This window comes from Olsenella profusa (assembly GCF_016900315.1).
GTDB lineage: Bacteria > Actinomycetota > Coriobacteriia > Coriobacteriales > Atopobiaceae > Thermophilibacter > Thermophilibacter profusus_A.
The window spans coordinates 210,787-233,965 of the sequence record NZ_JACSNQ010000001.1 but is presented as its reverse complement, the minus strand read 5'-3'; the positions used below and the strand labels follow the sequence as shown (position 1 = coordinate 233,965).

The following is a 23,179-nucleotide window of genomic DNA, read 5'->3' as shown; positions in this document are numbered from 1 at the left end:
CGGCAAGAAAATGCGCCGACGGCAAGGGGCCCCGACGGCTATCGCCTCACGAGGCGCTCGATCTCGGCGCGGACGGCCTCGATCTGGCTGGCAGGGGTGCTCGCGCCGGCGGTGATGCCGATCACGCGCGCGCCCTCGAACCACGCGGCGCGCAGCTCGTCGGCGCCCTCGACGTGATGGGTGTTCGGGCAGCGCGCGGCCGAGATCTCGGCGAGGCGTGTGGTGTTGGCCGAGATGCGTCCGCCGATGACCACCATGACGTCGGCCTCCCGCGCGAGCTCGTCGGCGGCGGCCTGGTGGCCGGAGGTGGCCTCGCAGATGGTGTTCACCACGCGCACCTCCTCGGCGCGGCCCAGAAGCTCGCCCACCACCTCGGCGAGAAGCGCCCGCCGCGCGGTGGTCTGCACGACCACGCCAATCCGGCGCGCCCGCGGCAGCCGCGCTGCCTCCTCGGCCGAGCCCACCACCACGGCGCCCGGCGCGTGCGGCAGCGTGGCCTCCACCTCGGGGTGGCCGGCCTCCCCCACCACGACCACCTGGTAGCCCTCGCGCGCGAGGCGCTCAGCGGCCAGGTGGACCTTCTTCACGAACGGGCACGTTGCGTCGAGGACCCGGGCGCAGAGCCGCTCGGCGCGGGCCTGCTCGTCGGGGGTGACGCCGTGGGTGCGCAGCAGCAGCGCGTCGCCGGCGGCTTCCTCGGGCGAGCTCACCACGCCCACGCCGCGGGCCTCGAGCTCGGCCACCACGCGCGGGTTGTGGATGAGCGGCCCGAGCGTGCGCACCGTCACGCCGCCCTCGGCCGCGGCGGCCTCGACCATCTGCAGCGCGCGCTCGACGCCGTAGCAGGCGCCCGCCTCGCGTGCCACGCGGATCTCGACGCCCTCGGCACCCACCTTACGGCGGGCCTCGCCGTCCCCGCGCGCCGTCACGCGTCCTCCTCGACGCCGGGGTGGTCGCGGCGCAGCGCGTCGCGCAGCTCGTAGACGCGGTCCATGCCGATCCTCTCCATCGCGCTCACCTGCTCCTTGCGCTTGAGGTGCGAGAGCTCGCCCCACTCGATTGGCGCGCCCGCGCGCATGAAGACGCGGCAGCGGAAGTGCAGGTGGCGCGCGCCGATGATCGCCACGGGCTGCACCGGTGCCTTGGCGAGCTGAGCCATGATCGCGTAGCCGCCGTGGGTCTCGGCCTCGGCGTCGCGGCGCACGCGGGTACCCTCGGGGTAGATGAGGACGCACTCGCCACGCTGGAGCATCGTGCGGGCGCGGCGGACCGTCTTCATGTCGGCCGTGCCGCGCTCCACCGGAAAGCCGCCGGCGCGCGAGAAGAGCCAAGTGGCGGGCCCGATTTTGTCAAACTCGCTCTTGTAGACGATGCGCACGGGCACGCCGGCGCGCCACATCGTGACCACCACGGCCACCGGGTCGAGCATGGACTCGTGGTTCATGATGATGACGCGGCCGCGCCGGTCGTCCAGGAGGAGCTTGGCCTCCTCGAGGCGCCACGGCCACATGAGGCGCGTGACCATCCAGAGCAGCTGCACCACGAAGGTGATGAACAGGCGCCCCGGCAGCGGGTGCTCGCGCAGGTCGTGGTCGTAGTAGTCGTCGTAGCTGTTGCCCGCGAAGGCCCGCATCCGCCGGTCCTTCTCGCCGCATCCCCTGATCATGCGCGCACCTCCCCCGCTGCCTCGTCCACGAGCGCGAGGATCTTGCTCACCACGTCCTCGAAGCCGAGCTCCGAGGAGTCGATGCGCACCGCGTCGTCGGCCGCGCGCAGCGGGGAGGCCTCGCGCGAGGAGTCGTAGGCGTCCCGCCGCACGAGGTCGGCGAGGATCGCGCGCTCGGCCTCGGCGTCCACCTCCGCCGCCTCGCCGGTGGCGAGGTTGCCGCCCTGGCGCTGCACCGCGCGGCGGCGCGCCCGGGCCTCGGGCGAGGCGGTGAGGAAGACCTTGACGTCGGCCGTCGGGAAGACCACGGTCCCGATGTCACGGCCCTCGGCCACCACGCCGCCCGCCTCGCCCACGCGGCGCTGCTGGGCCACCATGGCCTCGCGCACGGCGGGGTTGGCCGAGACCGGCGAGACGGCTAGCTCGACCTCAGGCGTGCGGATCTCTGCCGTCACGTCCGAGCCGTCGAGAAGGACGCGCTGCCCGCCGCCCTCGCCCGGAGCGAACTCCACGCGCGCCTCGCGTGCTCGGCGCGCGACGGCGTCCGCGTCTTCGGGGTCGATGCCCGCGCGCAGGCAGGAGAGCGCCACGGAGCGATACATCGCCCCGGTGTCCAGGTAGGTGAGGCCGCGCCGGCGCGCCACCTCGCGCGCCACGGAGGACTTGCCCGAGCCCGACGGCCCGTCGATGGCGACGATCATGAGAGCTCCCTTCTCCCCGTGCCCCAGATGTCACGGGTGTCGTATTCGCTGGGCGCGCTGGCGTGGGCGATGACCTCCTCGGGGGTCAGGTTGAAGCCACCGAGCGCGAAGGTCCTACCGTCGCAGGTGAAGTAGTGCGACGAGACGTTGAGCACGTGCTGGTCCCAGAAGCGCGTGAACGGGATGTCGTAGACCGTGGCCAGGAGCATCCGCAGGTAGCCGCCATGGGTGACGCAGGCCGTGCGGCCCGTGAGCGGCCGCAGGGTCTCCAGAAGGTGGCGGCAGCGCTCCCGCATGTGCTCGAAGCTCTCCGCGCCCTCGGGCGGGTGGGAGACGCCGTCGGAGTCGACCGGCCAGGGGAATCCGAGCCCCTCGTTCATCGCGCGGCTCACGTCCATGCCCTCGAGGGGCCCGAAGTCGATCTCGATGAGGTCCTCGAGCGGGGTACAGGGCACGCCGAGCCGCTCTGCGGCCATCTCCGCCATGTCGCGCGCCCGCGAGAGCGGCGAGGTGAAGATGCGCTCGGGCTCAAAGGCCACGAGGGCGTCCACCGCGCGCTCGCGCTGCTGTTTGCCGTGCGGGGTGAGCGGCACGTCGAGCCGGCCGGAGAAGAAGTGCTGCGTGTTCGAGACGGTCTCGGGGTGCCGCATGAAGAGCACCCGCTGCGTGACGACGTCCCCGGGCATGTAGGTCATCGCTCGTCCTTCCTTTCTGCGCAGAGCGCCTCGAGCGCCGCGCGCTCGGCGTCCGAGAGCGCGCGCCAGCCGCCCTCGGCCACCCCGCTCAGGTGCAGCGGGCCGAAGGCGTCGCGGTGCAGGCGGAGCACGCGGTGCCCCACCGCCTGCATCATCTTCTTGACCTGGTGCTTGCGGCCCTCGTGGATCGAGAGCCCCACCACCGCGTTGGGCTCCCCTCCCCCCGTCCGGCCCGCCCCGCGGGGCGCGACCAGCGAGAAGAGCGGGTCGTCGGGTCCGATCAGCTCGGCCTTCGCGGGCGCGGAGACGGCCCCCTCCTCGAGGCGCACGCCGGCACGCAGCCGGGCGAGGTCGCGCGCGTCGGGCGTGCCCGAGACGAGCGCCACGTAGTGCTTGGTCACGTGGTGCGAGGGGTGCAGCAGCGCCTGCCCGAGCTCGCCGGAGGTCGTGAACAGCAGAAGGCCGGTGGTGTCCTGGTCGAGCCTGCCCACCGGGTAGAGGCCGGGGTGCTCGGCGGTGGGCACGAGGTCGGCCACGGTGGGCCTCCCCTGCGGGTCGCTCATCGTGGTGACGTAGCCCGCGGGCTTGTAGAGCATGAGGTGAAACGGCTGGGCCTCGATGCGGCAGACCACACCGTCCACGCTCACCACGTCGCGCTCCGGGTCCACCTTGGAGCCGAGCTCGGTGACGACCACGCCGTTCACGCGGACGCGCCCTGCGCTCATGAGGCGCTCCGAGCCGCGGCGGCTCGCCACGCCCGCGCGTGCGAGGAAGCGCTGCAGGCGCATCGGGTAGAGCCCGCTCTCGCGCAGCGGCTCACTCATCTGCGGGCGCCCCCTCGCCAGCGTCCTTCTCGCCCGGCGAGAAGGACCTGGGGCCGCCCGTGCCCTCGCCCTCCGTGGCGCTGTCCCCGTCGTAGTCGTCGAGCAGCTCGCGCTCGTCGTCGACGTCGGCCGCGGTCTCCTCGAGCGTCGAGGAGATCGAGCGGCCCGAGAGGCGCTCGCGGATGAAGCGCTTGGACTCCTCGTCGGGGGCGAAGTCCTCAAGCGGCGGCAGCTCGCGCAGGCTCCTGAGGCCGAAGTGCTCGAGGAAGAGGCGCGTGGTGCCCCAGAGCTGCGCCTGGCCGCGGTCGGACTCGCGGCCCACCTCGCGCACGAGGCCCTTCTCGCGCAGAGACGCGATCACGCCGTCGGAGTTGACGCCGCGGATGGCGCGCACCCCCTCGCGGGTCACGGGCTGGTGGTAAGCGATCACGGCGAGGGTCTCGAGCGCGGCCTGGGAGAGCCGGCGCGTGTCCCAGGAGAGGACGTAGTCGGCGACCTGGTCGTGGTAGGCGGGGTGGGTGAAGAGCCGCCAGCCGCCGGCCACCTCGCGCAGCTGGAAGCCGCGGTTGGCGTCGGCGTACTCGGCGGAGAGCTCGGCGAGCGCCGAGGCGACCTCGCCGGGCTCGGCGCCGGCGGCGCGCGCGAGCTCGGTCGCCGGTACGGAGTCGTCGGAGACGAGCAGCAGGGCCTCGAGGAGCCCCTTGAGCGAGCCCGATTCGAGTCTCTCCAGATCAGCCATCACGCTCACCTCTCGCTTTCGTCAGCTGTGTCCGCCGGGGCCGCGCCCCGGTCGCCCTTCTCGCCGGCGGGCTCGCCCGCGCCCGGGGTCGTCCCGTCGCCATAGTCCTCCGCGAGCTCCGCCAGCACCGACTCGTCGAGCTCGTAGGCGGGTGCGCCCTCCACGTGCTCGACCTCGATCTCGCCGAAGAGCTCCTCCTGGCGCACGTCGACCATCCCGCGCTTGTAGAGGTCGAGGATCGCAAGGAAGTTGGCCACCACGTTCTCGGGGTCGTCCTGGCCGTCGAGGAGCTCGGTGAAGCTCACGCGCCCGCGCCCGCGCACGAGGCGATCCACCGCGGCCACGGTGAGCGCCACCGGCAGGCGCCTGGGCGCCACGTGCTCGGCCTCCAGGAGAAACGTCTCGCGCCGGCTGTCGATGTCGGCGCAGATGACGGCGAGGCTGCGCAGCGTGATGCCCTCGAGGTAGTCCGGCATGAGGCCGAGGAACTCGGGGTCGGGGCCCACGGTCCGTGGGTGCATGCGGCCCTCGGCCTCGGCGCGGGCGCCGAGCGCAGAGGCGGCGCCGCGGAACTGCTTGTAGGCGATGAGGCGGGCGATGAGCACCTCACGCGCCTCGTCCGGAGAGAGCCCCTCGAGCTCGTCGTCCTCCTCGTCGGCCGGCGCGCCGCGGCGCCGGGAGACGGCGTCTGCCGGCACGAGCGAGGCGGCCTTGATGTCGAGCAGCGTCGAGGCCACGAGCACGAAGTCGCTCGCGACGTCGAGGTCGAGGTCGGCCATGCGCTCGACCTCCTCGAGGTACTGGTTGGCCACCTCGGAGATCGAGATCGAGCCGATGGTCACCTTCTGCCTGCTCACCAGTTGGAGCAGCAGGTCGAAGGGGCCGGTGTAGGCCTGCGTGCGGACGCGGTAGGACACCTACACCACCGCCGAGACCATGAGTGAGTAGACGTTTCCGGCCGTGAGGTCGAGGTAGGCGCCGAGGGGGTCTATGCCGAGCACCTGCGGCACCAGGTAGAGCACGATGATGAGCACGGGCATCGCGTAGCGCTCGAGCTCGTAGAACTTGCGGCGCGCCTGCCCCTTGAGGAAGAAGAGCACGACCTTGGAGCCGTCGAGCGGCGGGAAGGGCACGAGGTTGAAGAAGCAGAGCACGAGGTTCACGCTGATGTAGGTGGCCAGTAGCGAGACCGCGCCGTCCACGAGCCAGAAGGGCACCATTCCGGCCGCCCACGCGGGCACGGCCCACCGGTAGACCGCCCCCAGCAGCACCCAGCCCACTACGGCCTGGAGGAGGTTCGAGGCGGGGCCGGCAAGCGCCACGATGACCTCGTCACGCCGGGGGTGCCTCAGGCGGTAGGGGTTGTACGGCACGGGCCTCGCAAACGCGAAGACCGGCCCGCCGAGAAACGCCATGATGAGCGGCAGCACCACCGAGCCGAAGCCGTCGAGGTGCGCTCGCGGGTCGAGCGTGAGGCGCCCGGCCTCCTTTGCCGTGGGGTCCCCGCAGCGCAGCGCCGCCCAGCCGTGGGCGACCTCGTGGACGATCGCCGAGAACATCACGAGCACCACGGTGAGCGCGATCGATATGAGCCGTTGCGTCGAGTACATGTGTCTCCCCTCTCGCGGCGTCAGCGCAGCGAGGCGGCGATGCGGCAGAGCAGCCAGTCGGCCACGAGCAGAACTATAGCAAGGACGGCGAAGTCGCCGCGGAAGGCGCCGCCGAGGGGCGTGGCAAAGACGAGCAGGCCGCGCAGGGCCGCGGGGACGAGCTGCGTGACGGCGCCGTTGACGCCCAGGAGCAGCGCCCGGGGGCCGGCCGGCAGGAGGGCGTCCGCCACCACGAGCGCCGCAAGCGCCCAGGCGCAGACGCGGCAGACGAGGGCGAGGACGCGCAGGGCGCCTGCGACGACGCTACGCATCCGCCGCCTCGAGCTTCTCGCTGAGCTCGAGCCACTCGGACTCGAGCGCCGGGATCTTCTTGGAGAGCGCGGCGTACTCGCTCATGCACTCGTCGAAGCGCTTGGCGTCGTTGTAGAGCCCCTCGTCGGCCATGAGGGCCTCGAGCTCGTGCAGGCGCTCCTGCGCCGGCGTGAGCGCGGCCTCCACCTCCTTGAGGCGGTGGCGCTCCTTCTTGAGGGCGCGGTTGCGGCGGTTGCGCTCCTCGGCCTCGGCGCGCCGCTGCTCGCGCGTCTTGACGTTGCGGCCGGCCGTCTGCGCGGGCGCGCCTCCCGCGGGGGCCGCAGGCGCGGACTTCTGGGACGCGGCCGGCACGGGCGTGCCCGCCGCGCGGGCCTCCAGCTCGGCGCGCTTGTAGAGGTAGTAGTCGTAGTCGCCGTCGTAGACCGTGACCTTGTGGTCGCGCACGTCCACGACCTTGTTGGCCACCGCGCGGACGAGGTGCTCGTCGTGGGAGATGAGCACGATCGTGCCCTTGAAGTCCACGAGGGCCTGCTCGAGCACGTCCACCGAGTCGATGTCGAGGTGGTTGGTCGGCTCGTCCAAGAGCAGCAGCGGGTCGGGGGCCACGAGCATCTTGGCCAGGGCCAGGCGCGCCCGCTCGCCGCCGGAGAGCACGCTCACGCGCTTCTCGACGTCGTCGCCGTGGAACAGGAACGCGCCGAGCAGACGGCGCTCCTCGGAGGTGGTCCAGCCGGCGGCCACCGAGTCCATCTCGGCGAGCACCGTGTTGGCCTCGTTGAGCTCCTCGAGCTGGTGCTGGGCGTAGTAGGCCTGCGTGACGCCCTTGCCGAGGGCCACCTCGCCTGTGTCCGGTGCGAGCTTGCCGTTCATGAGCTTCATGAGCGTTGACTTGCCCGCGCCGTTGGGGCCCACGAGCACCACGTGGTCGCCGCGGTAGAGCTTGAGGCTCACGTCCGAGTAGACGTGGTTCTCGCCGAAGGACTTGGAGACGCCCTCGACGCGGATCACCTCGTCGCCGGTGCGCGGCGGCTCTGGGAACGAGAAGTGCACCTTCTTGGTGCCCTCCGGCAGGATGACGAGCTCCTTCTTGATTTGCTCGATCTTCTTCATGCGCTCCTGGGCCTGCGCGGCCTTGGTGGGCTTGTAGCGGAACTTGTCCACGAAGACCTGCATGTGGGCGATCTCGCGCTCCTGGGCGGCGCGCTTGGCCCGCATCTGCTCGAGGTTGTCCTCGCGCTGGCGCAGATAGTCGGAGTAGGAGCCGGTGTAGGTCGTGAGGCGCCGGTTCTCCACGGCCGCCACGTGGGAGACGCAGGCGTCCATGAACGCGCGGTCGTGGGAGACCAGGAGCACCGCCCCGTCGTAGGAGGCGAGGAACTGCTCGAGCCACTTGACGCTCTCGAGGTCGAGGTGGTTGGTTGGCTCGTCCAGGAGCAGCAGGTCGGGGTGGCGCAGCAGCAGCTTGGAGAGCGAGATGCGCATCTGCCAGCCGCCGGAGAAGTCCTCGGCCGGCTTGTCGAAGTCCTCCACGGGAAACCCGAGGCCAGCGAGGATCTGCCTTGCGCGCGCCTCGAGCTCGTAGCCGCCGAGCCGCTCGAAGCGGTCCTGCACGGTGCCGTAGCGCTCGAGCAGGCGGTCGAGCTCGGGACCCGGCTGCGTCTGGGAGATCTGGGCCTCGAGCTCGGCCACCTGGCGCTCCACCTGCTTGACCTCGTGGGCGGAGCCGACCACCTCGGCAAGGGCGCTCTTGTGGCCCATGAGGCGGGTCTCCTGCTCGAGGTAGCCCGCGGTGACGTCCTTGGCAAAGCTCACCGTGCCCTCGTCGGCGCTCTCCTCGCCCATGAGGATGCGCAGCAGCGTGGTCTTGCCCGAGCCGTTGGGCCCCACGAGCGCCCAGCGCTCGCCGGCGTTGAGCTGCAGCGTGGCGCCCGTGTAGAGGGTGCGGCCGCCAAAGGACTTGGAGACTTTGTCGATGAGTGCGATCACGTGCGTTCCTGGTTCTCGTACGTCTTGTCGTGGGGCCGGCGCTACTCGGCGTCGGTCAGGTGGATGGCGAAGCCCGCGATGGGCTCGGTGAAGTAGACGAGGTGGTTGCCGGTGGGCAGCGTCGTGCGGCTGGACTCGTTGATCTCAAAGCCGCGCGCCGCGAACCACGCCTCGGCCGCGGGCAGGTCGTCAACGTGGAAGCCGATGTGGCCCTTCTCGCCGCGCCCGCCGTTGTTCATGACCTCGACGAGCGAGCCCGCAAACGTGGAGATGGGGGCGATGTGGTTGACCGGCAGGCCCATGAGGGTCTCGAACTGCTGGGCCACGCGATCGGCCTCCTCCGGGGAGTCCGTGTTGATGCCGATGTGGGCAATCCTCAGGCCGAAGAGCTCGACCGGGTTCTCTGACGTGGACATTGCTCTCCTCTCGTCGCTGCAAACCCATTCAGTATAGGCGAGAAGAACGCTCGGGTCGCGTGGCGCGGCCCGCTCTGCACGACGTTGCCACGGCGCCGTGCGGCGGGCCCTCAACCTCCCGCTGCGCGGCGGGCCGCCGGCGGCGCCGTGGGGTTAGAATGGCGTCGTGAATTCCTGCGCGCCCACGGGCGCGACGCCATAGAAAGTGAGACCCGCATGCCAGGCACCAGAAAGGTCGCCGCCCTTGACGGACTTCGCGTCCTCGCGATAGCCGCCATCGTCGTCTATCACGCAAACCCCACGTGGCTGCCGGGGGGATACTTCGGCGTCACCGTCTTCTTCGCTCTCACGGGCTATCTCACCACGATCTCCATCGAGCACGAGGTCGCCCGGACGGGCCGCTTCGACTACCCCCGCTTCCTTCTGAGGCGCGTCGGGCGGCTCCTGCCGGCGGCCGTCGTGGTGGTGGGGGCGACGGCGCTGCTGTGCGCGCTCTTCTCGCCGGCCCTCCTCCCCAAGGTGAAGACCGACGCCGTCCCCGCGCTCCTCTTCTTCGAGAACCTGTTCTACATCGTACGCAACGTGTCCTACTTCGCCGCCGCCGGGCTCCCCTCCCCGCTCACGCACCTGTGGTACCTCGGCGTGGTCATGCAGTTCTACGTGGTGTGGCCGCCCCTTTTGCTGGGGCTCTCGAAGCTCGTGCGCAGGCGGGGCCAGGCGTGCGTTGTGGTGGCCGCCCTGATGGTGGCCTCGGCGGTGGCGATGGCGGCGCTCTACAACCCCCTGGGGGACACCAACCGCATCTACTATGGCCCTGACACCCGCGCCGCCGAGCTTCTGGCCGGCGCCCTGTGCGCGCTCCTCACGCAGGGGCACGGCTGGAGGCTGACGCTTCCCGTCCGGGGCGGGGCGGGCCCCGCGGCCCACGCGGCCGGCGCCCGCTCCGTGTGGAAGGCCGTGCCGGGCTGGGCCTATGAGCTCGCGGGCCTGGGCTCGCTTGTCGGCCTCGGCGCGATGGCGGTCACGCTCAACGGCTACTCGGAGTTTGCCTATCGGGGAGGCATCCTGCTCGCGGCGCTGCTCACCGCCGTGCTCATCGGGGTGCTGGCGCGTCCGGCGGGAGGCGTGCTCTCGCGCGTGCTCGGCCTGGCCCCGCTTGCCGCGCTGGGAAGGCGCGGCTTTGCGGTCTACCTCTGGCACTACCCGCTGCTGCTCGTCATGAACCCGGCCACGCGGACGACCGAGCTCCCCTGGTGGGGCTGGGTTCTCGAGTTCGCGGTCATCGCCGCGGTCTCCGAGCTCTCCTACCGTGTCCTGGAGCGCGGCGTGGGCAGGCCGCTTGCGCTGGGACAGGGGAGGCTGGCGCTCGGGCTTGAGGCCGCCGCGCTTGTCTGCGTGCTCGTGGTGTCCCTCGCCCCCATCAGCGCGGAGCAGACCGGCGTGCCCGTCGGCCAGCAGGCGACGCAGTCCCAGACGGCGGATCTCCCCAACCCGGAGACGGACGGTTATGACGTCTCGGGTACCTACCTCGCCGGCACCGCCTTCGCGAGCGCGGTGGACACGATCAACGCCCTGAACTACGGCGTCGACGTGGAGACCGGCGCCACCGACGCCAACGTGACCCTGGTCGGCGACTCGGTGGCCCTGGGCGCGCAGACCCAGTTCCAGCGCGTCTTCCCCAACGGCTGGATCGACGCCGAGGTGGGACGCCAGCTCACGGCGGGCCTCGACGTCTATAACCAGTGCGTGGCGGACGGGCACGGGGGCGACGTGGTGGTCTTTGCTCTCGGCAACAACGGCGTGGCCCGCGAGGACCAGGTCCGAGCCCTCATAGACGCCTGCGGCGACCGCAAGGTCTACCTCGTGACCTGTCGCGTGCCCATGGCGCTCCAGGACATGAACAACCAGCTCTTCCGTGACGTTGCGGCCACCTATGACAACGTTGAGGTCATCGACTGGTACGCGGAGAGCGCGGGCCACGACGACTGGTTCTGGAGCGACGGCACCCACCTGCGCCCCGAGGGGGCCGAGGCCTACGTGATGATGCTGCGCCGCGCGATCACCGGCCGGTAGCGGGGGTCGCAGGCCTGGGCCCTCGGCCTCTTCTCGCCAGGTCAGCGCGCGCGGGCGCTGCCAACGGCGCACGCTTCCCAGGCACGCTCCCTTGTCCGAGTGCACCGTCCACGTGAACTCCCGTTTAAGTGCACCACGCAAGTGCACCGCTCAAGTGCACTCCCACCCGGGTGCACTTAAACGTGAAAGCCCCGTTTTGGGTGCACCTAACGCGCTTTTCGAGAGCCAGCGGGTGCACTTGCGGGAAGGACCCTGCGCGCAGACTTCACGAGGCCGGGAACGCAGGCTTACGGACCGGGACGCGCCACAAAAAAGGGGCGACGGCCAAAACCGTCGCCCCTGAGCTTCTGGTGGAGATAAGGGGGTTCGAACCCCTGACCTCGTGACTGCCAGTCACGCGCTCTCCCAACTGAGCTATATCCCCTTATGGTGGGCGATGCTGGATTCGAACCAGCGACCCCTTCCGTGTGAAGGAAGTGCTCTACCCCTGAGCCAATCGCCCTTGCGCGAGTGAACATACTAGCAAAAGAATCCCGCTTTGGCACGAGAAATTTTGCACTGATGGGAATCTCGTGTGGACGTCGACAAAACCGCAGGTCGCAGGTGTGCGGATTTTGAAGTTCCTCTTGTCGTGCGCGCCTCCCCTAGCGGCGGCCCTGCCGATGCAGCCGCTCCATGTCGCTGTCGGCCATGCCCTGGGTGGGGTCCTCATGGCGCTTCCGGTAGAGCGGGCTCTCACGCTCGTCCCAGAGACGTTCCGCGACCGGCGCCCAGGCCGCCGCGGCCGGGGCCGTCTTCTCCCGCAGCTGCTCGGGCGACTCCTGCTCCACGAGGTCGGTGGAGTGCGCTCCGGTGCGCTTGACCATCTGCGGCAGCATGTCGGGATTCTCGAGCATCGGGCAGGGCATGAGGTGGTTGTCATTGAAGGGCTGGCCCTCGTAGTAGGCCATGAAGATCGGCGAGCGCAGCGCGTCGAGCAGGCTCACGTCGTGGATGTTGACGTTGGCGTAGTGGATGAACACGCAGGGCTCGACGTCGCCTGCGGCGTTGATGTGAAGGTAGCGTCGGCCCCCGGCGATGCAGCCGCCCACGAACTCGCCGTCGTTCTGGAAGTCGAGCGTGAAGAGGGCCTTCTTCTCGCGCATCTCGCGCACGAAGCGGTACATCCTCTCACGCTGCTCGGGCGTCGGGATGAGCTCGGCGCCCGACGAGCGGCCCACCGGCATGTAGTGGAAGTACCAGCAGAAGAGCGCGCCCTTCTCGATCATCCAGTCGATGTTCTCCTCGGTGGCCACAGTGTCGGCGTTGGCGCGGGTCCAGCAGCAGGAGATGCCGAAGGGCAGGCCGTGCTCGCGGAGTAGGTCCATGGCGCGCTCGATCTTGGCGTAGGTGCCCTCGCCGCGGCGGGCGTCGGTGGTGTGCTCGTTGCCCTCGGCGCTGATGGCGGGGACGAAGTTGCCCACGCGGATCATGTCCTGGCAGAAGGCCTCGTCGATGAGGGTGGCGTTGGTGAAGCAGAGGAAGGCGCAGTCGGGGTACTTCTCGCAGATGCGGACGAGGTCCGCCTTGCGCACCATCGGCTCGCCGCCGGTGTAGATGTAGACGTGGACGCCGAGCTCGCGGCCCTGGTCGATGATCGAGCAGATGTCCTCGAAGGAGAGGTTCTGCTGGTGGCCGTACTCGGCTGCCCAGCAGCCGGTGCAGTGGAGGTTGCAGGCGCTCGTGGGGTCCAGGAGGATCGCCCAGGGGATGTTGCACTGGTACTTCCTGCGGGCCTTCTCCTGGACGGGCCAGGCCAGGAGGTTGGCGTCCACGAAGAAGGTCTTGAGGAAGCGCGAGCGCATCTCGGGGTTGAGCGAGAAGACCCTCATGAGCAGGTCGTACCAGTTGTTGTGCTCGTCGATGACCTTGCGGATCGTCGCGCGCTGTGTCGGGAAGACGCCTGCGGGGACGAGCTTGTCGGTGAGGTCCATGATCTTGTCGAAGTGGCCTGCGGGGTCCTCGTCGAGGTAGTCGATGAGCTTGTTGAGCGCCGCGCGCTCCGCTGCCTGGGTGAGTGCCATGCGATTCCTTTCTCTGTGCCGGGGGCGAGACGCCGCCCCGCAGAGATAGGTACCCACCCCTGGGAAAATCAACGGCTGTAGGCGAACTTTGTGCGTGTTCGACATATTTGGGCACGCAGGGCCCCGACGCCCGTCCTGGCTGCGGGGCTCCGCGGACGTACGAAAAAAAGCAGGCCACCGGGCAAAACCCGATGACCTGCGTGTCCTCTGGTGGGCCCAGTAGGATTCGAACCTACGACCCAGGGATTATGAGTCCCCTGCGCTAACCGCTGCGCCATGAGCCCGGTACGAAAAAGGCGGCGGCCGAAGCCGCCGCCAGATACTGCGTGGTGGAGATAAGGGGGTTCGAACCCCTGACCTCGTGACTGCCAGTCACGCGCTCTCCCAACTGAGCTATATCCCCGCGTTGGTGCGAAGAGAACTATACCAGAGTGAGCGAGCGCGTCAAGTACCAATTTTCAGAGAGGTCATTCTCGCCGTCTGAGGCATGCGGCGCCCCTAGGCGCGGGCGGGAACCACGCGCTCGGTCAGCCACGAGGCGAGCTCGCCTATCGGCACGTCGAAGCGCTCCCCGCTCTTGCGGTTCTTGACCTCGGCCATGCCGCTCGCCACGCCGCGCTTGCCGAGGATAACCTGGTACGGGATGCCGATGAGGTCGGCGTCGGCAAACTTGACGCCCGGGCGCTCCTTGCGGTCGTCGAGAAGCACCTCGAGGTCGGCGGCGCAGAGCTCCTCGACCACGCGCTCGGCCACCGGGGCCACCACGGCGTCGCCGACGGCCAACGGCACAACCTCGACCTCGTAGGGCGCCACGCAGACGGGCCAGCAGATGCCGTGCTCGTCGTTGTGCTGCTCCACCACCGCGGCCAGCGTGCGGGAGACGCCGATGCCGTAGCAGCCCATGAGGAAGGGCTTCTCCTCGCCGTTCTCGTCGGCGAAGGTGGCGCCCATGGACTCGGAGTACTTGGTGCCGAGCTGGAAGACCTGGGAGACCTCGATGCCGCGGGCGGACTTGAGGGGCGCCCCGCAGTGCGGGCAGGGGTCGCCGGCGTGGACCGAGACGAGGTCGGCCCACTCGTCCACCGTGAAGTCACGGCCCGGGCGGGCGCCGGTGAAGTGGTAGTCCATCTCGTTGGCGCCGCAGGTCCACGAGACGCTCTGACGCAGGGAGTCGTCGCAGACCAGGCGGATGCCCTCGGGCAGGTTCACGGGGCCGATGAAGCCCTTGTGGAGGCCGTAGTGCTCGAGCTCGTCATCGCTCATGAGGTGGTAGGCGCCGAAGAGGTGCTCGGCCTTGACCTCGTTGAGCTCGTGGTCCCCGGGGACGATGGCCACCACGGGCGCGCCCTCGCCGTCCACGAGCGCAAGCGACTTGCGCGTGCCGTTCTGGGGGAAGCCGAAGAACTCGGACACCGCCTCGATGGAGCCGAGGCCCGGCGTGTGGACCTTGGTCAGCGTGCCGTCGCCCGGGCCCTCGGTGACGGCCACGGTGGTGCTGGCGGCCTCGACGTCGGCCGCAAAGCCGCAGTCGCAGTAGACGAGCTCGGCCTCGCCGGCGTCGGCAAGGGCCATGAACTCCACGGAGGTGTCGCCGCCGATCTGGCCGGAGTCGGCCACCACGGGCAGCGCGTAGAGGCCGCAGCGCTCGGCGATGCGCGCGTAGGCGGCCTTCTGCTGCTCGTAGCACTCCTGCAGGGACTCCTGCGTGGCAGAGAAGCTGTAGGCGTCCTTCATGATGAACTCGCGACCGCGCATGAGCCCGAAGCGCGGGCGCATCTCGTCGCGGAACTTGTCCTGGATCTGGTAGAGCGTCACAGGAAGCTGCTTGTAGGAGCGCAGCTCGCTCTTCACGAGGTCGGTGAAGGTCTCCTCGTGGGTGGGGCCCAGGGCGAAGTCGCGGTCGTGACGGTCGGCGATGCGCATGAGCTCGGGGCCGTAGGCGTCCCAGCGGCCGGACTCGTGCCAGAGCTCGGCGGGCGTGAGGATCGGCACCATCATCTCCTGGGCGCCGATGGCCTCCATCTCGTCGCGGATGATGTCCTCGATCTTGCGGATCGAGCGCCAGGCGAGCGGCAGGTAGCTGTAGAGGCCCGCGGCGGTCTTGCGGATCATGCCGGCGCGCAGCAGCAGCCGGTGGCTCGCGAGCTCCGCCTCGGCGGGGTCCTCCTTGAGGGTGGGGGCGTAGAGCTGACTCATCTTCTGGTAGCGCTTCACGTGGGGTCCTTCCTTTTGAGCGCGTCTGTTCGCAAAGCCTGATTCTACGACAAGCACGTGACCCCTGTCGGGCAGGGCCGCCCCGCGGCTCCCCCGCACGGGCCGCCCCCGGCGAGAAGAACCCCTAGGAGAAGCGCCGCTTGATCTCCGCGAAGAGCTCGTCGACGGCGTCGGCCTCCGAAACCTTGCGCAGGGGCTCGCCGCCCGCGAAGAGCAGCGCCTGGCCGCGCCCGCCGGCAAGGCCGATGTCGGCGCCGGCCGCCTCTCCGGGACCGTTGACCACGCATCCCATGACGGCCACGGTGATCGGGGCGCGCACGTCGGCCAGGCGCCGCTCGACCTCGGCCGCCACCCCCATGAGGTCCCACTGGCAGCGGCCGCAGGTGGGGCAGCTCACGAGCTCGGGGCGCAGGCGTCTGAGGTCCACGGCGGAGAGCAGGTCCCACGCCACGTTGACCTCCTCGACCGGGTCGGCCGTGAGCGAGAGGCGCATCGTGTCACCGATGCCCTCCATGAGGAGGGCCCCCACGGCGGCGGCGTTCTTGACGGTACCCTGGCGCGCGGTCCCAGCCTCGGTCACGCCGACGTGCAGCGGCACCTCGGGGAGCTCGCGCGAGAGCGCGCGGTTGACCTCGACGGTGGTGAGCACGCCGTGGGCCTTGGCGGAGAGCACCACGTCGGCAAAGCCGCGCTCGCGGAAGTGCTCGACGAAGGAGGACGCCGAGCCCACGAGCTTCTCGACCTGCGTGAGGTCCTCCCGCTCGGCGAAGGCGGGGTCGAGAGAGCCGGCGTTCACGCCGATGCGAATCGGGATGCCGGCGGCGCCCGCCTCGTCGATCACCGCGTCGACTCGCTCCCAGCTGCCGATGTTGCCGGGGTTTACGCGCAGGGCCGCAGCCCCGCGGCGGCACGCCTCGATGGCGAGGCGGTGGTCGAAGTGGATGTCGGCCACCACGGGCAGCGGAGAGGCGGCGCAGATGCGCTCGAAGCCGTCGAGCACGCCGGCGCTCGGCACGGCCACGCGCACGATCTCACAGCCCGCGTCGGCGAGCCGGCCAATCTGAGCAAGCGTCGCCTCCGCGTCGGCGGTGTCGGTCGTGCACATGGACTGCACGGACACGGGCGCGCCGCCGCCCACCTGGACGCCCCCCACGCTCACGGGGTGCGTGAGCTCGCGCGGGACCGTGTTGCTTCCTTCCATGGGCAAGACCCCCTCCTGCGGCGCCTATCCGATCACAAAGCGCACGACGTCGTTTTTCAGGACCACGACAAAGACGAAGACGATGAACGCCAGCCCGAGGTAGCTGAGCGCGTTCTGTGCGCGCACCGAGAGCGGGCGGCGGATCACGAGCTGGATGACCTCGATGAGGACCTTGCCGCCGTCGAAGGGCGGGATCGGCAGGAGGTTCATGAAGCCGAGCGAGAGCGAGACCGCGCCGACGAGCACCGCGAGCTCGTAGGCCCCGGTCTCGGCGGCCTGCGCCGCCATGGCCGAGATGCCCACGATCGAGGAGGACTGGTCGAGGACCTCCATCGTGTGCGCGGGCTGGATGAGCTGGGCCACGTAGGCGCCCGCCTGGCCGACGTAGCTGACCGTGGCCTGCGCCGCCTCGCCGAGCGTGGGGTGGTAGGTCACCACGCTCGAGGTGACGCCGAGAAGGTCGACGGGCTGGCCGTCGGGGAGGTCGACCTCGGTCTGGTGGCTCTGGCCGTCGCGCTGGTAGGTGATCTGGAAGTCCTGACCGTCCTCCAGGTAGGGGGCGAGCGCGTCGCTCATCTCCTGCCAGGAGGAGACCTCGGTGTCGCCCACGGCGCTGACCACGTCGCCGGCCTCGAGTCCCGCGGCCTCGGCGTAGGAGCCCGCCTCGACGCCACCGAGGGTGGCGGTGGTCGAGTAGAGGTCCACGCCGCGGACCATGAGCGCGCAGGTCACGATCACGAAGGCGAGCACCACGTTGACGGCGGGTCCCGCCACGAGCATGCACACGCGCTTGACGAAGCCGACGCCCTGGTAGGTGCGGGAGCGCTCCTGCTCAAGGAACTCCTCCGCGGGCATGCCGGTGGGATGGGGCTCACCGGCGGCGGTGGCGCCCGGCGCGGAGAGCGCGTGGCCGCGGTCGTACTCGGTGAGCAGGTCCTTGTCGCGCGCGAGCGTCTCGAAGGCGGCCGGCCAGTCGCTCTGGCCGGGCTTCTCGCCGAGCGTGGGGTCGTAGTAGGGCCGGATCGAGGCCCAGTCGCTCAGCGTGGCGAGAAGGTCGTAGGCACGGCCGACGTCGATGCCGAGCTCGCGGGCGACCTCGTCGGCCCGGACGCGGCCCCGCTCCATGACGAGGTCGAGCGCCGGGGCGAGCAGCTCGTCGTCGGCGCCCTCCATGCCGCAGATGCGCGTGTAGCCGCCGAGCAGGAACGGCGTCACGCCGAACTCGGTACCGACCGCACGGCTCCTGCGCGAGAGCTTCCAGCGGCAGGGCAGTCCGAGGAAGAACTCGGTGGCGCGCACGCGGAAGGCGCGCGCGGCGAGGTAGTGGCCCCCCTCGTGGACGAAGACAAGCACGGAGAGGACGAGCAGCCCCCAGAACACGGCGGAGGCCACGGAAATGACGGCGCTCAAGGACGGACCTCCCGGAGGACGGCGGATGCGGCCGCGCGCGCACGCGCGTCGACCTCGTCAAGCTGACCCAGGCTTTCTACCCGCTCGACCTCGGTCTGCTCCATGACGCGTGCGACCACGCGCTCGATGTCGAGAAAACCGCACGTCCCTTGACGGAAGCTTTCGTTGGCAACCTCGTTGGCGGCGTTCATCGCGCAGGGCAGCGTGCCGCCCACGCGGCCCGCCTCGCGGGCGAGCGCGAGGCAGCCGAAGGTGGCCTCGTCGGCCTCTCCGAAGGTGAAGGGGTCCTCCGCGCACCAGTCCACGCGGCGCGCCGTGGCTTCCCAGCGCTCGGGGTAGCTGAGGGCGTACTGGATGGGCGCGCGCATGTCGGAGCTGCCGAGCTGGGCCTTCACCACGCCGTCAACGAACTCGACCATCGAGTGGATCTTGCTCTGGCGATGCACGAGCACCCGGACGGCGTCGACCGGCTGCTGGAAGAGGTGGTGCGCCTCGATGACCTCGAGGCCCTTGTTCATGAGCGTCGCCGAGTCGATGGTGATCTTGGCGCCCATACTCCACGTGGGGTGCGCGAGCGCCTCCTCGGCGCTGACGTGGGCGAGCTCGGCGCGCGTGCGCCCGAAGAAGGGGCCGCCGGAGCAGGTGAGCCAGATGCGGCTCACGTCCTCGGGGCGCTCCCCCACCAGGCACTGGTAGATGGCACTGTGCTCGGAGTCGACCGGCAGGAGCCTCCCGGGCCGTGCGAGCGGCATCAGGAGGTCCCCCCCGCAGACGATGGACTCCTTGTTGGCGTAGGCGAGCGCCTTGCCCGCCCTGAGCGCGGCGTAGCCGGCATGGATGCCGGCAAAGCCCACGAGGGCGTTCACCACCATGTCGACGTCGTCGAGCTCGGCGAGCGCCGTGACGGCGTCCGCGCCCGTAGTGAGCTCGCAGCCCTCCGCAAGCTCGGAGAGGACCGCGTCGCGCGCGTGCGCCTCGTCGGCCACCGCGACGTGGGCCGCGCCGAACTCCCGCTGCGCCTCGACGAGCGCGCGGGTGGAGCGGTTCACGCTCAGGGCGACCACCTGCACGCGGTCAGGGTGGTTGCGGCAGACGTCGAGCGTCTGTGTCCCGATGGAGCCCGAACAGCCGAGTATGGCCACCCGGACGGGGCCGCGGCGACAGGTCCGCGGCGCGGTGTCCTCGAAGATCGTCACAGGATGCCTCCAAAGTGCAGAAGGAAGAAGGCGGCCATGCCGCCAAAGAGCATCGAGTCGCTGCGGTCGAGCAGGCCGCCGTGACCGGGGATGAGGTTGCCCGAGTCCTTGACCCCCACGCCGCGCTTGAGGCGCGACTCGAAGAGGTCGCCGATGACCGCGGCGATTCCCACGACCAGCCCGCAGACGACCGCGAGCTCGATGCCGAGCTGCGGGACCACGAAGGCGCCGAGCAGGGCCCAGATGATGACGGAGCCGACGATGCCGCCGACGAAGCCCTCGACGCTCTTGTTGGGAGAGATGCGCGGCGCGAGCTTGTGGGCGCCGATCGCGGACCCCACGAAGTAGGCCATCGCGTCGTTGCCCCAGATGGAGATCATGACGCCGAGGGCGAGCAGCCCGCCCTGAAGACCGTGGTCCCACATGCGGACGAGTACGATGCTCGAGAACGCGAGCGACGTGTAGAGCGGCCCGAACGCCGTCACGGCCACGTCTGCCACGCTCGCGCGCGGCGCGAACACGAACCAGCAGGCACAGGCCATGAGCAGCACGAAGATGACGAGCGTCAGGGCGAGAAGGCCGTTGGCGTAGGCGGCCACCGGGAAGAGCAGCGCCGCGGCCAGGCCGATCGTCTCGTTGGGCATGCGGCCGGCCATGCGGCAGATGCGGAAGAACTCCGAGCAGCACAGCCACGCCTCCGCGGCAATGAGCGCCATCGTGGGAATGGGGCCGAGCAGCGCGCACGCAAGCGTGACCACGGCGTAGATGGCGCCCGAGGTGCTCCTCGTCAGCAGGCGCTCGGCCGAGCTGCGGGCGCGCTGGCCCTTCAGGTCGCCCGCGGCGCGCGCGTCCTCCTTGGAGGCGCGTCGGTCCTCGAGGCGCGCGATCTGGCGGTCGAGGCCCGCGCCGCGCGGCGCGTCGTTCTTCTCGCCCCTGCCGGCCGTCACGATGAGGCCACTCCCCCGAAGCGGCGCGAGCGGTGCTGGAAGGCCGCCACCGCACGAAGGAAGTCCCAGCGCGAGAAGTCCGGCCAGAGGGTGTCGGTCACGTAGAACTCGGTGTAGGCGAGCTGCCAGAGCAGGTAGTTGGAGAGCCTGAGCTCGCCCGAGGTGCGGATGAGCAGGTCGGGGTCAGGCAGGCCGGCGGTGTAGAGGCAGCCGGCGAGGGCGTCCTCGGTGACGTCCGCGGGCGCCATCTGCCCGGAGGCGACGCGCTCGGCGAGCGTCCGGGCCGCACGGGCGATCTCCGCGCGGGCGCCGTAGTTGACCGCCAGCGCGAACGTCATTCCGGTGTGGTCGGCCGTCTCGGCAAGGCCCTGCTGGAACACCTTGCGCGTCCGGGCGGGCAAGGCGTCGATGTCGCCGAGGAAGCGCAGGCGCACGTTCTCCTGATGGAAGAGCGGAAGCTCGTTGACGAGCGTGGTGGCGAACAGGTGCATGAGCAGCTCTACCTCGCGGCGCGGGCGGCGCCAGTTCTCCGTGGAGAACGCGTAGACCGAGAGCACGTCGAGGCCAAGCCGCACGCTCGTGGTCACGGCCTCGCGCAGCGCGTCGACCCCGGCGACGTGACCGCGCGAGCGGTCGAGCCCGCGCGCGGTGGCCCAGCGACCGTTGCCGTCCATGATGATGGAGACGTGCGAGGGGACGCGGTCGAGGTCGACCGCGTCGAGGCTGATATCGTCGGGTGCGTCGGCGTAGTACTCCCGGAGCTTCTCTTCGTCTCTTCGCATGTTAGATTTCCATGACCTCCGCGGTCTTGGTCTTGAGCAGCTCGTCGACCTTGGCGACGAAGGAGTCGGTCAGCTTCTGGATGGCCTTCTTCTCGCGGGCCTGCTCGTCCTCGGGCAGCTCCTCGTCGCGCTCGATGCGACCGTTGGCGTCGCGCCGGACGTTGCGGATGGCCACGCGGGCCTCCTCGGCCATCTGGCTGCACTCCTTGGCCAGCTCGCGGCGGCGCTCCTCGGTGGGCTTGGGGAACGGCAGGCGGATGCAGACGCCGTCGTTGGAGGGGGTGATGCCGAGGTCGGAGCTCTCGATGGCCTTCTCGATGGCCTTGAGGGAGGTCTTGTCCCACGGCTCCACCACGAGCATCGAGGCCTCGGGGACCTTGACGCCGGCAAGCTGGGTGACAGGGGTGGGCTGGCCGTAGTAGTCGACCTTGATGGCGTCGAGGATATGCGGGTTGGCGCGGCCGGTGCGCACGCGGGCGAAGTTGTTCTTCAGGGCGTCGACGCACTTCTCCATGGACTTCTGGGCCTTTTCGGTGTGCACGCTCATGCTTAGTCCTCCTCGACGACGGTGGTTCCGACGTGCTCCCCGCGCACGGCGGCCATGAAGACGCCGGGCTGCTTGATGTCGAAAACCATGATGGGCATCTTGTTGTCATGGCACAGCGCAGTTGCCGTGGCGTCCATGACCTTGAGGTCTCGGTTCAGCACCTCGCGGTAGGAGATCGTCTCGAAGCGCGTGGCGCCCGGGTTGGTGCGCGGGTCCGCATCGTAGATGCCGTCGACGTTGGTGGCCTTCATGAGGACCTCGGCGTTGATCTCGCAGGCGCGCAGGGCGGCGGCCGTGTCGGTGGTGAAGTAGGGGTTGCCGGTGCCGGCGGCGTAGATGGTGATGCGACCCTTCTCAAGGTGGCGGATCGCTCGGCGCCTGATGTAGGGCTCGGCGATCTGACGCATCTCGATGGCGCTCATGACGCGGCAGTCCATGCCGTTGCGCTCGAAGCAGTCCTGCAGGGAGAGGGAGTTGATGACGGTGGCGAGCATGCCCATGTTGTCGCCCTGGGCGCGGTCCATGCCGGCCGCGGCGCCGGAGAGGCCGCGGAAGATGTTGCCGCCGCCCACAACGATGGCAACCTGGACCCCCGCGTCCCAGACGGGCTTGATCTCCTCGGCGAGGCGCTGGGGCACCGCCGGGTCGATTCCGTAGGACTGCTCGCCCATGAGGGCCTCGCCCGAGAGCTTGAGCAGCACGCGCTTGTACTTGATGTCAGACAAGCCGACCTCCACTCCGTCAATGTGTCCTGGGGCGCAGGGCCCCGTTTCCGTCCACGTGATTCTAGCAGAGCGTGCCCGCCTGCCTCCCCGGCTCGGCCGAGCGCCCCCGGTCTGCACACGAACGGGGCCGGCGACAGACGTCGCCGGCCCCGCGCAAGAGCTGCGATGTGAGCCTACTCCTCGCCGAAGGCGTAGCGGACGAAGCTCATGACCTCGATGTCGTCACCGAGGGACTTGCCCACCTTCTGGGCGAGCTGGCCGATGGTGAGGGAGCCGTCCTTGACGAACTCCTGCTCGGTGAGGACGCTCTCCTTGAAGTACTTCTCGAGACGGCCCTGGGCCATCTTCTCCTGGATGGCCTCCGGCTTGCCGGACTCGGCAGCCTGGGCCTTGTAGATGGAGAGCTCGTGCTCGACGACGTCGGCGGGGACGTCGTCGCGGCGGGCGGCCACGGGCGCGGCGGCGGCGACCTGCATGGCGACGTCGTGCGCGAAGGTCTTGAACTCGTCGGAGGCGGCGGTCTCGGCCTTGCCGAGCTTGAAGGTCACGATGTCGGCGAGCTTGCCGCCGAGGTGGACGTAGCTGCCAAGGGCGCCGTCAGCGGCGGTGACGCGCTGGAAGCGGGCGATCTTCATGTTCTCGCCGATGACGTGAATCATCTCGGTGAGCTCGGCCTCGACGGTGGACTCGCCCATCGCGCAGGCCTTGAGGGCGTCGACGTCGGCCGGGTCGCTCTCGGCGACGACCTTGGCGAGCTCGAGAGCGAAGCCGGTGAACTTGGGGTTGGTGCCCACGAAGTCGGTCTCGCAGGTGAGCTCGAGGATGGCGCCCGTCTTGCCGTCCTCGGAGACGTAGGTGGCGATGGTGCCCTCGTTGGTGTCGCGGCCGGCGCGCTTGACGGCCTTGGCGACGCCCATGGTGCGAAGGATGTCGACGGCCTTCTCGATGTCGCCGTCAGCCTCGACGAGGGCCTTCTTGCACTCCATCATCGGGGAGTCGGTCATCTCGCGGAGCTGCTTGACGAGAGCGGCGGTAACCTGAGCCATGTTGTCCTCTTTTCCTTTTGCTGTGA

The 23,179-nt window shown here is 69.9% G+C and carries 22 protein-coding genes and 4 tRNA genes; 1 reads left to right on the top strand and 25 read right to left on the bottom strand.

Annotation, left to right across the window (positions count from 1 at the left end):
• Positions 1-38: 38 nt before the first annotated feature.
• Genes ispH through H9X80_RS01000 form a run of 11 tightly spaced genes read right to left on the bottom strand, consistent with a single transcriptional unit; the run spans position 39 to position 8,949 of the window.
• On the bottom strand, positions 39-929 hold the full coding sequence (gene ispH / locus H9X80_RS01050; RefSeq protein ID WP_342590839.1) for a 4-hydroxy-3-methylbut-2-enyl diphosphate reductase: 891 nt from the start codon (positions 927-929) through the stop codon (positions 39-41).
• Positions 926-1,666, bottom strand: coding sequence for a lysophospholipid acyltransferase family protein (locus H9X80_RS01045; RefSeq protein ID WP_204792491.1), 741 nt, complete (start codon positions 1,664-1,666; stop codon positions 926-928). Before H9X80_RS01045 ends, ispH begins: the two co-directional genes overlap by 4 nt.
• Positions 1,663-2,367, bottom strand: coding sequence for a (d)CMP kinase (gene cmk, locus H9X80_RS01040; protein WP_204792489.1), 705 nt, complete (start codon positions 2,365-2,367; stop codon positions 1,663-1,665). Before cmk ends, H9X80_RS01045 begins: the two co-directional genes overlap by 4 nt.
• On the bottom strand, positions 2,364-3,062 hold the full coding sequence (locus tag H9X80_RS01035) for a histidine phosphatase family protein (protein WP_239471405.1): 699 nt from the start codon (positions 3,060-3,062) through the stop codon (positions 2,364-2,366). The genes cmk and H9X80_RS01035 overlap by 4 nt, the downstream gene beginning before the upstream one ends.
• Positions 3,059-3,886 carry a pseudouridine synthase gene (locus tag H9X80_RS01030; RefSeq protein WP_239471404.1) on the bottom strand — a complete coding sequence of 276 codons (828 nt, stop codon included), beginning with the start codon at positions 3,884-3,886 and terminating at the stop codon, positions 3,059-3,061. Before H9X80_RS01030 ends, H9X80_RS01035 begins: the two co-directional genes overlap by 4 nt.
• Positions 3,879-4,625: an SMC-Scp complex subunit ScpB gene (gene scpB, locus H9X80_RS01025; RefSeq protein WP_204792487.1), complete on the bottom strand. Its 747-nt coding sequence runs from the start codon at positions 4,623-4,625 to the stop codon at positions 3,879-3,881. The genes H9X80_RS01030 and scpB overlap by 8 nt, the downstream gene beginning before the upstream one ends.
• A gap of 5 nt (positions 4,626-4,630) precedes the next feature.
• Entirely contained in the window at positions 4,631-5,542 is a 912-nt protein-coding gene (locus tag H9X80_RS01020; protein ID WP_204792486.1) for a segregation/condensation protein A, read from the bottom strand.
• Entirely contained in the window at positions 5,543-6,235 is a 693-nt protein-coding gene (locus H9X80_RS01015; RefSeq protein WP_204792484.1) for a site-2 protease family protein, read from the bottom strand.
• 20 nt (positions 6,236-6,255) lie between these two features.
• The gene (locus H9X80_RS01010) at positions 6,256-6,546 is read right to left on the bottom strand and encodes a hypothetical protein (RefSeq protein ID WP_204792483.1); all 291 of its coding nucleotides are present in this window, start codon (positions 6,544-6,546) and stop codon (positions 6,256-6,258) included.
• Entirely contained in the window at positions 6,539-8,533 is a 1,995-nt protein-coding gene (locus H9X80_RS01005; protein WP_204792482.1) for an ATP-binding cassette domain-containing protein, read from the bottom strand. The genes H9X80_RS01010 and H9X80_RS01005 overlap by 8 nt, the downstream gene beginning before the upstream one ends.
• A gap of 41 nt (positions 8,534-8,574) precedes the next feature.
• Positions 8,575-8,949 (bottom strand): VOC family protein, encoded by a 375-nt coding sequence (locus tag H9X80_RS01000; protein WP_204792480.1) that lies wholly within the window; start codon positions 8,947-8,949, stop codon positions 8,575-8,577.
• A gap of 216 nt (positions 8,950-9,165) precedes the next feature.
• Here H9X80_RS01000 and H9X80_RS00995 point away from each other — a divergent pair, with 216 nt between their 5' ends.
• A complete protein-coding gene (locus tag H9X80_RS00995; RefSeq protein WP_204792478.1) occupies positions 9,166-11,022 on the top strand; it encodes an acyltransferase family protein in 1,857 nt (618 codons plus the stop codon).
• Positions 11,023-11,370: 348 nt separating this feature from the next.
• Here H9X80_RS00995 and H9X80_RS00990 read toward each other — a convergent pair.
• The 14 genes from H9X80_RS00990 to tsf form a co-directional block, all read right to left on the bottom strand.
• Positions 11,371-11,446 (bottom strand) — tRNA-Ala (locus H9X80_RS00990).
• A 3-nt stretch (positions 11,447-11,449) separates the two neighbouring features.
• Positions 11,450-11,524, bottom strand: a tRNA-Val gene (locus H9X80_RS00985).
• 142 nt (positions 11,525-11,666) lie between these two features.
• Entirely contained in the window at positions 11,667-13,085 is a 1,419-nt protein-coding gene (locus H9X80_RS00980) for a radical SAM protein (protein WP_204792477.1), read from the bottom strand.
• Positions 13,086-13,293: 208 nt separating this feature from the next.
• Positions 13,294-13,369: transfer RNA gene (locus H9X80_RS00975), tRNA-Ile, on the bottom strand.
• A 43-nt stretch (positions 13,370-13,412) separates the two neighbouring features.
• Positions 13,413-13,488: transfer RNA gene (locus H9X80_RS00970), tRNA-Ala, on the bottom strand.
• A gap of 95 nt (positions 13,489-13,583) precedes the next feature.
• Positions 13,584-15,299, bottom strand: coding sequence for a proline--tRNA ligase (locus H9X80_RS00965; protein WP_428832962.1), 1,716 nt, complete (start codon positions 15,297-15,299; stop codon positions 13,584-13,586).
• A 124-nt stretch (positions 15,300-15,423) separates the two neighbouring features.
• On the bottom strand, positions 15,424-16,500 hold the full coding sequence (ispG, locus tag H9X80_RS00960; protein ID WP_204792476.1) for a flavodoxin-dependent (E)-4-hydroxy-3-methylbut-2-enyl-diphosphate synthase: 1,077 nt from the start codon (positions 16,498-16,500) through the stop codon (positions 15,424-15,426).
• 24 nt (positions 16,501-16,524) lie between these two features.
• Positions 16,525-17,910, bottom strand: coding sequence for a site-2 protease family protein (locus H9X80_RS00955; protein ID WP_204792475.1), 1,386 nt, complete (start codon positions 17,908-17,910; stop codon positions 16,525-16,527).
• Positions 17,907-19,106 carry a 1-deoxy-D-xylulose-5-phosphate reductoisomerase gene (dxr, locus tag H9X80_RS00950; protein WP_204792474.1) on the bottom strand — a complete coding sequence of 400 codons (1,200 nt, stop codon included), beginning with the start codon at positions 19,104-19,106 and terminating at the stop codon, positions 17,907-17,909. The genes H9X80_RS00955 and dxr overlap by 4 nt, the downstream gene beginning before the upstream one ends.
• Positions 19,103-20,053 (bottom strand): phosphatidate cytidylyltransferase, encoded by a 951-nt coding sequence (locus tag H9X80_RS00945; RefSeq protein WP_342590838.1) that lies wholly within the window; start codon positions 20,051-20,053, stop codon positions 19,103-19,105. The genes dxr and H9X80_RS00945 overlap by 4 nt, the downstream gene beginning before the upstream one ends.
• Complete coding sequence (locus tag H9X80_RS00940) at positions 20,050-20,835, bottom strand: isoprenyl transferase (RefSeq protein WP_204792472.1); 786 nt, start codon at positions 20,833-20,835, stop codon at positions 20,050-20,052. Before H9X80_RS00940 ends, H9X80_RS00945 begins: the two co-directional genes overlap by 4 nt.
• A gap of 1 nt (position 20,836) precedes the next feature.
• On the bottom strand, positions 20,837-21,382 hold the full coding sequence (frr, locus tag H9X80_RS00935; RefSeq protein WP_204792471.1) for a ribosome recycling factor: 546 nt from the start codon (positions 21,380-21,382) through the stop codon (positions 20,837-20,839).
• 2 nt (positions 21,383-21,384) lie between these two features.
• Complete coding sequence (gene pyrH / locus H9X80_RS00930; protein WP_204792470.1) at positions 21,385-22,107, bottom strand: UMP kinase; 723 nt, start codon at positions 22,105-22,107, stop codon at positions 21,385-21,387.
• Between the two features lie 173 nt (positions 22,108-22,280).
• The gene (tsf, locus tag H9X80_RS00925) at positions 22,281-23,153 is read right to left on the bottom strand and encodes a translation elongation factor Ts (RefSeq protein ID WP_204792469.1); all 873 of its coding nucleotides are present in this window, start codon (positions 23,151-23,153) and stop codon (positions 22,281-22,283) included.
• Positions 23,154-23,179 lie beyond the last annotated feature (26 nt).